Below are 12,199 nucleotides of genomic sequence, written 5' to 3'. Positions count from 1 at the left end.
GGAGAACTCCTCCCTACGCATAAATGACGAGGGTTTCCGTTCTCCCCCTTACCAACCCTAATTTCTGATGAAAAAACTGTAAAAACAATCTTAAAAATAAGGAAGAATAGATAACATAGCATTTGGCAAGTTGACGAGGTACCTAGGCCAAATCTGTCCCCACCCTTGAGGTGGGCGAATCCAGAAAAAAGTTGGTACTTCGCCCACACCAGAACCGCTATAAAGCGAATCAAGATTTGATGAGAAACTAATCTAGAACTGCCCGGTGGGGGAAGCCGCATCCAAAAATCGGTGCCACCGTCAGTTCCAGTAAATCGTCAATATTCCAGGCAGAAAGAAAAACGGGATGCTGACCTCCGCAATTCCCCTGTATCGCTTGAGGCTTGCGGAACGTAAGATCGAAACAGAAGCGGAAATTCGGCTCTACTACGATGAAAAACACGCACCAGTCCCCAGACTGGCAGGCTTCAAAATGAGAGGCGTCCGTACCCATGAAAACACCAGTGCCAAGCGAACAAGACATTACAATTCAATCCTGGCCTCAGTCAAACCAAATCGACGCACAAGTAATGAGTGAGTTGAAGGAGTTTACCCAGTTGGCCACCCAAACTTGCGATACGGCGATCGCCGCCATCTGTCTCGATCGGGCTAACGGAAGGGGAGGAGTGGTGAGTCGGGGTCTATCTTCCTGTGAAAATCCCTGGGTCTTGCAAATCTGCGCGACACTCGATCGCGAAACCCACAGGAATAACCCCATAGAACCGATGCAAATTTGCGATCTGCGATCGGATCCGCGCTTGGCCCCCCAAACCCCAATCCCAGACGAACCGGAGATCCGCTTTTATGCCGAAGTCCCTCTGAAAACCCAAGCCGGAGAGAAACTGGGAAAATTATGCGTTATGGATCGCCAGGTACGCGAACTCAGTGGCGAACAACTGCAAGGATTGCAAATCCTCGGACGGTTGTGCGCCAAGCAGTTAGAATCGATCCCTCGGTCGGAAACTCCCCCCTCACCTCGGACGCCTAGCGCCCCCCTAACTCCAGAACCTTCCCAAAGAACGGAACGTTCTAGATGGCGATCGCCCCAGCGGGAAGCCCGCCCCACCCCGCGCGATGGCAAGGTCTCAGTATTGCCCCCAAAAAATCAGTTCCAGAACGAGTCTCAAAACGAGTCTTTAAACCACTTGCTCGCCGAAGTGCAGATGGCTCCTTATCGTTGCCCTGGCGTTGGTCAGGAAGATTGTCGGGTTTTTCTCAATCCGGTAATTGCCGCAATTGTGGGCTATCCCCCATCGGATTTTCTCTGCCAGTCTCGGGACAACGGACGCACCCCCAGGGTCAGTTATAGCCACTTGATTCATTCTCAGGATCGAGAACGAGTCGAAAGCGAGATTCACGGTGCGATCGCCCAACAGCAACCCTTTGCTGTGCAGTATCGGATCCGCCACGCCGATGGAACCTGGCGATGGGTCAGCGATCGCGGGCGCGGTATTTTCGACCCGGACGGTTCGTTGCTCGAAATCCAAGGCATTCTCTTCAGTACCGAAACCCCTGCCACCGATACCGAATCCGACGTCGATCTCGACCGCCTCAACGAGGGGTATTTTGCCTTAGACCCCGAGGGGAACTTTATCAAGCTTAACTCTCGGGCCGAAGAAATTTTATCGCGCAGCCGAGAGGAATTGCTGGGGAAAAATATCTGGTCCGAGTTCCCGCAATGGCAAGCCTCTAGCGCTGAGAAATACGATCGCGCCATCAGCGATGGCGCGATCGCGCAACTGGAACTGTACGATACATCCGCCCAAATTTGGTTGAAGATGACTGCCTATCCCCAACCCAACCGATTATCCGTTTACTTCCAAGATGTGACTCCCCTGAAACAGGCCAAAAGGGTCGAGCAAGAATCCACCCATTTATCCGCCTTTAGTGCGGAAATGGGGTTAATATTAGCCCAAGGCGGAAGCTTGTCCGACCTGCTGCAACACTGCATGAATGCAGCGATCGTCCATCTGGATGTGGCTTCCGCCAGCATTTGGATTTTAAATCCCGCCTTCCAACAACTGGAACTACACGCCAGCGCCGGGGAACCGTTCGATCGCGAACGTTTTCCAGAACGGGTGTCGCTGGGAGTGCCGCCCCTCGGGACTCTGGCACAAACTCGTCAGTCCTATTGCGGGCACTTATCCAGCCCGGGGGATACCACAGAAGAACTGTTTGTGGATAGCTGTTGTCTCGACGCCAATTTTGTCGCCCTACCGCTGATTGTAGACGATCGCTTAGTCGGCGCGATCGCCGTCTTCTCTCACCACACCCTCAGCCCAAGAGTGCAAAGTTTATTGGGATGGGTCGCCAATAGCATCGCCGTCGCCGTCGATCGCGCCTGGGCTAGAGAAGCCCTGCTGTCCCGCCGCGAAGGCTTGCTCTTCCGTCTCGCTAGCCAGATTCGCAACTCCTTGGACTTGGATACCATTCTCGAAACCGCCGTCCAAGAAATCCGCAGTTTATTGCAGATTGACAGATGTCACTTTTTATGGTACCTTCCCAATCCAGTGCAGGCGAGCTTAACCGTCACCCACGAATCCCGCAATGCCGAGGTTCCCAGTCTATTGTGCGAATATCCCCCCGCCCAAAGCGGTCCTTTGGCCGCGAGAATCCGCAATTTACAATCGTTACGGGTAGACGACATCAACACGGCGGTGAAAGTCGATGACAACACGCGATCGCTGATTCGCGACATGCAGATCGCCTCCGTTCTGCTGCTACCCCTGGAAACGCGATCGGGTCAACTCGGTGCCGTGGTTTGCAGCCACAACACCCGCCGCCCCTGGAGTGATAGCGAAGTGGAACTGCTACAAGGAGTGGTAGACCAACTCGCATTGGCGATCGACCAAGCCGAACTCTATGCCCAAACTCACGCCGCCGCCCTCGCCGCCCAAACTCAAGCCCAACAACTCAGCGTCGCCCTGCAAAATCTCAAACAAACTCAAGCCCAATTAATCCAAACCGAGAAAATGTCCAGTCTCGGCCAAATGGTGGCCGGCATCGCCCACGAAATCAACAACCCCGTTAACTTCATCACCGGCAACTTAGTCCACGCCAACAATTACACCCAAGACTTGCTCCACCTGATCGAAGTCTATCAACAGCATTATCCCGAACCGGCTGAGGAAGTTCAAGAAGTCGCCGAAGATATCGACCTGGAATTCCTCCTGGAAGATTTACCCAAAATCCTCGCCTCCATGCAAATGGGTGCCGATCGCATCCGCCAAATCGTCGTCTCCTTGCGGAACTTCTCCCGTCTCGATGAAGCAGAAATGAAACCGGTGGATATCCACGAAGGCATTGATAACACCCTGCTCATCCTGCACAACCGCGCCAAACCCAAAGGCAAAGATAAAGGCATCGAAATTATTAAAGACTACGCCAATCTGCCTCGCGTCGAATGTTACGCCGGCCAACTCAATCAGGTGTTTATGAACATCCTCGCTAATGCAATGGACGCCCTGGAAAATCAACCCAATCCCCATATCATCACCATCCACACCGAAGTCGCCAAAACCGACGCCCAAGCCAAACCCTCCCACGTGGCTATTCGCATTCAAGATAACGGCCCGGGAATGAGCGAAGACGTCAAAAAACACCTGTTTGACCCCTTCTTCACCACCAAACCCGTGGGCAAAGGCACCGGCCTGGGTCTCTCGATTAGCTATAAAATCGTTGTGGAAAAACATGGCGGTATCCTCAAGTGCGAATCCGAACCCGGAGAAGGTACCACCTTCTACATTTCTATTCCCGTTAAGCAACCCCAGTTGGCCAGTTGGTGCGCCTGATTCTCTTTTCCCTCCCCGCCCCTCGTCTCCCGAATTCCCCTACCAGCAAGAGTTTCCAGCTATATCCCAAAAAAATTAAAAAAAATTTGCCAAACCCCTTGACAAATCCCTAGGGGTAGAGGTTATTATGATGAAGGTTAAGCGATGGGGCGTCGCCAAGCGGTAAGGCACCTGGTTTTGGTCCAGGCATTCGGAGGTTCGAATCCTTCCGCCCCAGTTCCACGAACTGGCAATCCTATCCAATTTATCGGTAGGATTCTTTCACAACTCATACAACATCTGCAAGAACCCCGCTGGTTTCAAATCAGCGGGGTTCTGTGTTGGTCCTTTGTTATTGGTCATTGGTCATTAACCAATGTCATTCAATGCAATTTGTGGGACAATTGAGCGGTAAACTGCTCCCCTAAACCATGTCACCAAAGCATCCGACGATTCTGGCTCTTGATTTTGATGGCGTCATCTGTGACGGGTTGATTGAATATTTCCAAACCACCTGGCGTGCTTATTGCCAGATGTGGCCCAACACAGATCCGACGCCACCGGAGAATTTAGCCTCCAGTTTCTACCGCCTGCGACCTGTTATCGAAACCGGGTGGGAGATGCCGGTGGTTCTCAGAGCGCTCTTGCGGGGCATTCCGGAAGAAAAGGTTCGGGATGAGTGGCCGGCAGTGCGTCGGGAAATCGTCGCCGAGGCCCGATTGGATCCGGCTGAGGTCAGCGATCGCGTGGATGGCGTCCGCGATGAGTGGATTAACTCGAATTTAAACGAATGGCTGAGTCTGCATCGCTTTTATCCCGGGGCGATCGCCCGCATCCAACAAGCTCTTGCTAGTTCGGTTCGCGTCGGCGTCGTCACCACCAAAGAAGAACGCTTCGTGCGATCGCTCCTCGCCCAACAAGGCGTGGAACTTCCCGAAAACGCGATCTATGGCAAAAATGTCGAGCGTCCCAAATACCAAATCCTGCGAGAACTATTGGGTAGCACAACCCCCACCCCGGAGATCTGGTTTGTGGAAGATCGGCTAAAAACTCTAGAATCGGTGGAAAAACAGCCGGATTTGCAACCGGTACGCCTCTATCTGGCCGATTGGGGCTACAATACTCCCGACGATCGCGCTTTAGCCGTAGAAAATTCCCACATCAAGCTATTGTCCCTCGAGGAGTTTGCCCGGGATTTCTCCGATTGGCCTTAAATCGGCAATGCGGAGGGTTTCGGTGCGGCAATTCTTCCGCCGCCGATCGATCCGGTTTGGGCATTAAATCAGTTTCTCCCCCAAATTGCTAACCCCTAGCAAATTGAACTGAAAAAGCACCGAAAAGTCGTGACGAGGGCGTGAATGCAACTCTATATCTACCGCGATCGCTCTCCACCCCAACCCCATGAAGAAAGACAGCAAGGAATTTCTGGAGGAAACCTCTCCCCTCCTCTCCACAACGGAGTTCTTGGTGCCGCCTTTTTCCGTTGTTATTCCGGTTTATAACGAAGAAAAAGGCATTGCACCCACATTAGATGAGCTACAGAAAAATCTAACCGCTTCCGGTTGTACCTATGAGGTTATCGTGGTCAACGATGGGTCCACAGACCGCACCCGGGAAATTTTGCGATCGCGACCGGATATTAAAGCGATCGAACATCGCAACAATCGCGGATATGGTGCGGCGCTGAAAACCGGGATTCGACATGCCACCTATCCGTTAATTGCGATCGCCGATGCAGATGGTACTTATCCCACCGCCATCCTCCCCCAACTCGTCGCCTTAACCCAAGATGCGGATATGGTAGTCGGCGCGCGCATCGGCGCTAACGTGCGCTACCCAACGTTGCGGAAAATTCCCAAGTGGTTTCTCGTTCGCTTTGCGCAATGGATTACCAACAGTCGCATTCCAGACCTCAACAGTGGTCTGCGCGTGTTTCATAAAAGCGTCGTCGAACAGTTTCTCAAAATTTTGCCCGATACCTTTAGCTTTACCACCACCATTACCGTGGCAATGCTAAACAATAATTATGTGGTTCGCTACGAACCGATTGACTATCACCCTCGCCAAGGCAAAAGCAAAATCAAACCCATCCGCGATACGTTACGATTCGTCCAGTTAATCTTGCGAACCGGTCTTTATTTCGCTCCCATTCGCGTCTTTTTACCCATTGCTGGAATCTTTTTCGCCGGCTTTTGCTTGACGTTGATTCAAGATATCTTTGTGCGAGAAGATTTAACCGACAGAACCCTGCTGCTGTTGATTGCTGCTACACAAACCGCTATGTTTGCCTTGTTGGCTGACATGATTGATAAACGCATGTGAAATCCGAGGCGATCGGCTATTCGTCAATCGGTCAATGGGGAAAAAACCGGGGAAATACCGTTTTTCCCACAGGAACAATGCAGCAATATCCCGGATTCGGTATAATTCTTCCACAGTAGGGTCGGGCAGGTCGCGATCGCATAGGCGGTTCGAGCGCGTCTCTACGGTAGTTAATTGAATTGCCTAATTTTGGCAGCGCAATTTTTTATTATACCATAAGAAACGCGACAAAGAAAGCAGTGAATTGAGGTGTATTGCCCCAGCTTGAGGAGGGAAAGGGTAAAATTAGCACCGGAAAGAACGAACAAAAGCGGTGGGTTGTCACCACCAAGGGGATAGTATGCTGGATTTAACCAAAATTGCCCGCCAAATGCAAGGGATTAGCGAACATTTGGCGAAAGAAGCAAAAGAAGCCCATCAGCGATTAGAAGTGGCGCAGGAATTGATAAAACAGGCGCGATCGCAACAGGGGCATTTAGTCGAACAGCGCCAAAACTGGCGCGATCGCATGGCATTTACCCCCGCCATTCCCGTAGAACCGCTCAACCTGCGTCCATTCATCTCCCAGCCACCCCAAGTGCAAACCGTGATTGCTACCGATGGTTCTCAAATCGCCCCTTCCCATCACGAAATTGCCTATTGCTATTTAATCAATGTCGGACGAGTAGTGTTGCACTACGGTCAAAGTCGGATGGCATCATTAGAGAGCATACCGGAAGTGTTTTACAAACCCGAAGACCTGTACGTGTCGCGCCAGTGGGGGATAAAAACTGAAGAGTGGATGAGCTATCGGCGGGCGGTTTCGGAAGCCGCAGCATTGGCACATTTAGCCCGCGACTTGCGAACTCCCGGTAGCGGTCAAATCGCCCACCCGGAAGCGCCGATTTTAGCAATGGTGGATGGATCGTTGATTTACTGGTTTTTAGAACCCTTACCCACCGATGCGCGTCAGCTCATTCTCGATGCGATTTTTGAAGCATGGGAACAGATGCGCGAGTGGGGGGTTCCGATTGTCGGGTATCTCAGCGCGTCTCGCAGCAGTGAAGCCCTCAGTTTTTTGCGCTTGCAAGCTTGTCCCTACGAACATCCCGATTGTTTTACCCATTGTCCTTTGGAAGCGGATAAGGTGAGTCGCCCTTACGATCGCAAGGCTCCTTGTCAGCTGTTTGACCCCTTGCGCGATACCACCTTTTGGGCCTCCCTGTTGGAACCGGGGCAGCGCAGTCCCCTCTGGCGCAGTTGTGCCCGGATTTTGGACTTGTATGATGCCGCACATCAGGTTTATTTTTGTTATCTTCATGTCGGCCCGGAAATTGCCCGCGTGGATATGCCTGCTTGGGTGGCGCAAGATCCAACCCTGCTGGATTCGGCGTTGAGTCTGGTGTTGGCGCAGGTGCAAAAAGGGTATGGGTATCCGGTGGCTTTGGCGGAGGCGCACAATCAAGCGGTGGTACGCGGAAGCGATCGCGCCCATTTCTTTGCCTTACTCGAACAGCAGATGATTCAAGCTGGGTTGCAAAATGTGAGTACCTCTTATAAGGAGACCCGGAAACGGGGCAGTATTGCTTAACCGGGCGCGATTGGCAGGCGATCGCCGGGGAATGGGAAAGTGGCGATCGCCCTCGAAATCGGCTAATTCAAAAGTCAAACCCTCCATCATTGAGGGTCTCGATGGTAATGTTCATCTGTTGTTCTCGTTGGGCGAGAAAGGTTTCGCATTGTTGTAAATATTCTACCGCCGCATAAAATTGGTCGAATACCTCGGCGAGTTCGAGTTCGCCAGATTCTACGCGATCGATAATCGCTTCGATTTGCGCCACTGTGGCTTCATAGTTCCAGCGATCGGGGAATTCCACTTCCCCCGAATCGGTTCCCGGATGACCCATAGAATCGCTCCCGCTTCTTTTTTCACTGTATTTCATCATACTCTTTCCGGGCTAGGGTTAGATGAAAAATGGGAAATTTGCCGCTTACGCTCATCCACTCTTCCCAGTTGCTCTTTTACGTTTTATTTCTGCATTCTCCATTCACCGCTTGCGCTCTTGACGATCCGGAGTCGCTGAGCTAGGCTGTTGATACAATTTTAGTATGTTCCTGCATGAAATTAACGCATAGGGCTGAATTGGAAATCTTTTCAAATGGGAAGAAATTTAAAGCTAGAAATAACAGAATCAGCAGAAGAACTGAAAATACTCTTGGAGAAGCAGACCAGCGTTTACAGCAAAGAAAGACTGCAAGCGCTTTATTTACTCAAAAGCGGAACTATCACCACGCTCCAAGAGTTATCCGCTGTGCTAGTGCGTGATACCTCCACGATTTATCGCTGGTTCCAAAAGTACAAAAAAGATGGATTGTCAGGCTTGCTGAAGCAGTATAAAAATCCGGGCAAAAAACCGGCAATTCCACCGGAAGTGATGAAGCAACTCGCGCGACAACTGCAAGAATGCGACGGATTTAATAGTTATGGGGAAATTCAGATGTGGCTGAAAGAAGAATGTGGCATCGAGGTCGGCTATCATGTGGTTTATCGAGCAGTTCACAATAAACTCCAAGCTACCTTAAAAGGAGAGAAAGGACATAAAAAAATTAAAAAATAGCGTCGGAATACGGAGTCAAATCAAATTTCCCCTCGCAGAATATGAAACTTAATCACATGCCATTGAGTTGGCAAATAAAGGATAACCCTAGCCAGTTAGGGTTATTTTTTTGTTTGAGGAAAAAAGCCCCTACAGGGAAAAAATCGCCTCGGGCGGGCGGAGTTTCCCTGTAGGGGTAGGGTGTGAAATCGCGAAGGATTAGGACGCGACTTTGGCGGTCGATCGCGTGCGACGACGTCCGGTGGTGGCTGATTTCACGGGTTCTTTGGGCGTTTGCATCAACAAGACCAATAAGGGATTGGTTTGCAGTTCGCGGCGCAACATCCGCTTGAGATCCCGTTCGAGTTGAGTTTGCAGACCGGTCCAGTCCACATCGACTTCGCCATCGCCAAAAGACTTGGCAAATTCGGTCCAGCGATCGCTCAGACAATCTTCAATGGTTTCGCAGACCCATTTTTGGAGCTGTTCCCGTTCGATGGAGGAGACCACGCCGCGCAGGTGTACGGAGGGTTCGGCGACGAGTTTGCCATTGAAGCCGATCGCCGCCGCCACGGTAATCACGCCATCTTCTGCCAATCGCTGACGTTCCTTGAGCACTTCATCTTTCACCAAGCCCGATCGCGAGGAATCCACCAATTCGATACCGGAGGGCACTTTATCCACCACCTCGATGCTATCGGGGGTCAATTCTATCACATCCCCATTATCGATTACCCGAATATTTTCGCCGGGGATGCCCATGCTTTCAGCGGTTTTGGCATGTTGCACTAGCATGCGGTGTTCCCCGTGAATTGGGAGGAAGAACTTCGGACGAGTGAGAGCGAGCATCAGCTTGTGGTCTTCTTGAGAGCCATGTCCGGAGACGTGAATGCCCTGATGGCGTCCGTAGATCACGTTTGCGCCCTGCATCATCAGCTTATCGATGGTATTGACCACGGCGATGGTATTGCCGGGAATCGGATTGGCGGAGAAGACCACGGTATCTCCCTGACGGATTTTGATTTTCCGGTGTTCGCCGTTGGCGATTCGAGTCAGGGCGGACATGGGTTCGCCTTGAGAGCCGGTGGTCAGAATCAGGACTTTCTCTTCGGGCAGGGAGCGGATGGCGTGCAGGGGTCGGAACAGGCTGTCCTCGCACTTGATATAGCCCAAGTTGCGGGCGTGGGCGATCGCGTTGAGCATGGAGCGACCGACCACAGACACCACCCGATCTTGCTTTTTCGCTAGTTGCAAAATGATGTTCAAGCGGTGAATCGAAGAGGCAAAGGTGGTCACCAGCAAGCGACCGGGGGCTTGCGAGAAGATGCGATCGAGATTGGGATATACAGAACTTTCTGAGGGCGTAAATCCGGGAACCTCGGCATTTGTGGAGTCGCTCATCAAGCACAGCACGCCTTTTTCCCCATGTTCGGCGAGCTTTTGCAAGTCATAATGTTCGCCATCTACTGGGGTATGGTCGATTTTGAAGTCGCCGCTGTGGATGACCACGCCTACGGGGGTGTGAATGGCAACGGTGAAGCTATCGGCGATCGAGTGGGTATTGCGAATGTATTCGACTAAAAATGATTTGCCCAAGCGCACGATTTCGCGCGGACCTACTCTTCGCAGTTCGGTGCGATCGGCCACGCCAGCTTCTTCTAATTTGCCTTCGAGCAAATTCATTGCCAATCTCGGACCGTAGATGGTGGGAATATCAAATTGTTTTAAGTGAAAGGGAATCCCGCCAATGTGGTCTTCGTGACCGTGGGTGACGATCATGCCTTTGATTTTATGGCGATTTTCCCGCAAGTAGGTCATGTCTGGCAGGACGATATTGACGCCATGCATTCCATCGGTGGGAAATGCCAGTCCTGCATCTAACAAGAGGATTTCGTCGTTAATCTCGAAGACGCAAGTATTTTTACCAATTTCATGCAGCCCACCCAAGGGAATAATTTTGAGGGCGGGGGAAGATCCTTTTTTACTCATGTGTTTTCCGTTGTTAATGTACTGAGCAATTGTGACAACTCAATTAATGGTTATTTTTGATAGGTCATGGGTCATCGGCGACCGGATTTGTGCGATCGCCACTCCTGACCCATGACCGGGACTCTCTCCCCAGGAAACCTACAGTAGGTTGAGTTCTTCCATTACCGCTTTGACTTTGCTCTTCACCTCATCAGAGGCATCACACAGCGGTAGGCGAGGAGATCCCACATCCCACCCTTGAAGTTTGAGGGCATATTTCAGGGGAATGGGATTGGTGGTGGCAAACAGGGCTTTAAATAAAGGCAAAAGCTTTAAGTGGATTTCCGTGGCCTTTTGCGGGGAACCCCCTTCAAAGGCTTGCACCATTTCTTGCAGTTGCTCTCCCACCAAATGAGAGGCGACGCTGACTACTCCAGACCCCCCAACCGACAGTAGGGGCAGGGTCATCGAATCATCTCCAGAATACATCGTAAAATCCGGGGGCGTTAGCCGTCGCACCTGACTGGCTTGATCCGTGCTGCCGGTGGCTTCCTTGATGGCCACAATGTTGGGAATTTCTGCCAGACGCGCCACTGTTTCCGGTAGCAAATTCTGTCCGGTGCGACCGGGGATGTTATAAAGCATCAGTGGCATGTCTGGGTTGCTTTCGGCGATCGCTTTAAAATGCCGATACATTCCTTCTTGTGGCGGCTTGTTGTAATACGGAACAACTTGTAACGATCCATCTACTCCTAGTTTAGCAGCTTTTTGGGTGGCTGCGATGCTCTCGCGAGTAGAATTCGACCCGGTTCCGGCGATGACTTTCGCTTTCCCCGTCACGGCTTTTTTCACCACCTGAAATAATTCGTGTTCTTCATCCCAGGTTAAGGTGGGGGACTCGCCTGTGGTCCCACAAACCACCACGGCATCGGTGCCGCTATTGGCTAAATGCGCGGCTAGCTTTTCTGCCACGGCTAAGTTTAAGCTGCCGTCTTCTGAAAACGGCGTAATCATTGCGGTGAGCACACGTCCGAAATTCACCACACTCTCCTATTGTGAAATGGATCGATTGTCAGTTCGAGATGGGCGCATAGCCGATTAAATCCCAGTACATCGCATCTGGGAGAGGCTAGTGCCAGAGGTCATTAGGCTTTTTTGTGTCCAGCATTCCGGGTGGAGGCTGGGGAGGCTCTCCGGTGCGGGCGATCGCGTTTTTATCGATCGCAGACCTGACTCCGGGAAAGCGCGCGATCGCTGCTTGCTGGGTCGGCGCTTTTCGAGGGTTAGGGACTCTCCATTCCCCTATCCTCTCCCGTCATGCTCCCAATTCGGGTTGATTTGTCAATGATGGCAAATGCCCCACTCGGGTGATGCGTGACGTACTCCCGACGCCGACCGCTTAGGCGGTACGGCGCGGGCTTCTGGGCCGAGACCTTTGAGATCTGGCTTTCGCGTTTTTGAGTGAGGCGACCCCTCGGATATGATGGGGTATCATATCCTCGCCCAACCCCACTTTTTGAATCA

General features: G+C 51.8%; 9 protein-coding genes and 1 tRNA gene. 7 read left to right on the top strand and 3 right to left on the bottom strand.

Annotation, left to right across the window (positions count from 1 at the left end; genetic code table 11):
• Window positions 1-503 precede the first annotated feature (503 nt).
• The 5 genes from LKK83_RS16585 (at window position 504) to LKK83_RS16565 (ending at window position 7,701) form a co-directional block, all read left to right on the top strand.
• On the top strand, window positions 504-3,830 hold the full coding sequence (locus tag LKK83_RS16585; RefSeq protein ID WP_324632340.1) for a GAF domain-containing protein: 3,327 nt from the start codon (window positions 504-506) through the stop codon (window positions 3,828-3,830).
• Between the two features lie 145 nt (window positions 3,831-3,975).
• A tRNA-Gln gene (locus LKK83_RS16580) sits at window positions 3,976-4,047 on the top strand.
• Between the two features lie 193 nt (window positions 4,048-4,240).
• A complete protein-coding gene (locus LKK83_RS16575; RefSeq protein ID WP_324632339.1) occupies window positions 4,241-5,023 on the top strand; it encodes an HAD family hydrolase in 783 nt (260 codons plus the stop codon).
• A gap of 187 nt (window positions 5,024-5,210) precedes the next feature.
• Window positions 5,211-6,131 (top strand): glycosyltransferase family 2 protein, encoded by a 921-nt coding sequence (locus LKK83_RS16570; protein WP_324632338.1) that lies wholly within the window; start codon window positions 5,211-5,213, stop codon window positions 6,129-6,131.
• Between the two features lie 340 nt (window positions 6,132-6,471).
• Window positions 6,472-7,701: a DNA double-strand break repair nuclease NurA gene (locus tag LKK83_RS16565; RefSeq protein WP_324632337.1), complete on the top strand. Its 1,230-nt coding sequence runs from the start codon at window positions 6,472-6,474 to the stop codon at window positions 7,699-7,701.
• A gap of 67 nt (window positions 7,702-7,768) precedes the next feature.
• On the opposite strand, the gene xseB is transcribed toward LKK83_RS16565, so the two are convergent.
• Entirely contained in the window at window positions 7,769-8,056 is a 288-nt protein-coding gene (xseB, locus tag LKK83_RS16560) for an exodeoxyribonuclease VII small subunit (protein ID WP_324632336.1), read from the bottom strand.
• 213 nt (window positions 8,057-8,269) lie between these two features.
• Between xseB and LKK83_RS16555 the strand changes: the two genes are divergently transcribed.
• Window positions 8,270-8,728 (top strand): helix-turn-helix domain-containing protein, encoded by a 459-nt coding sequence (locus tag LKK83_RS16555; RefSeq protein ID WP_324632335.1) that lies wholly within the window; start codon window positions 8,270-8,272, stop codon window positions 8,726-8,728.
• 198 nt (window positions 8,729-8,926) lie between these two features.
• On the opposite strand, the gene LKK83_RS16550 is transcribed toward LKK83_RS16555, so the two are convergent.
• Entirely contained in the window at window positions 8,927-10,696 is a 1,770-nt protein-coding gene (locus LKK83_RS16550; protein ID WP_324632334.1) for a ribonuclease J, read from the bottom strand.
• Between the two features lie 138 nt (window positions 10,697-10,834).
• Entirely contained in the window at window positions 10,835-11,719 is an 885-nt protein-coding gene (dapA, locus tag LKK83_RS16545) for a 4-hydroxy-tetrahydrodipicolinate synthase (protein WP_324632333.1), read from the bottom strand.
• A 113-nt stretch (window positions 11,720-11,832) separates the two neighbouring features.
• On the opposite strand from dapA, the gene LKK83_RS16540 reads away from it, so the two are divergent.
• Window positions 11,833-12,012 carry a hypothetical protein gene (locus LKK83_RS16540; protein ID WP_324632332.1) on the top strand — a complete coding sequence of 60 codons (180 nt, stop codon included), beginning with the start codon at window positions 11,833-11,835 and terminating at the stop codon, window positions 12,010-12,012.
• Window positions 12,013-12,199 lie beyond the last annotated feature (187 nt).

It is taken from the genome of Phormidium sp. CCY1219 (assembly GCF_035615515.1).
Classification (GTDB): Bacteria; Cyanobacteriota; Cyanobacteriia; order Cyanobacteriales; family Laspinemataceae; genus CCY1219.
The sequence above is the reverse complement of the archived record's forward strand: the minus strand, read 5'-3'. Positions and strand labels throughout refer to the sequence as shown.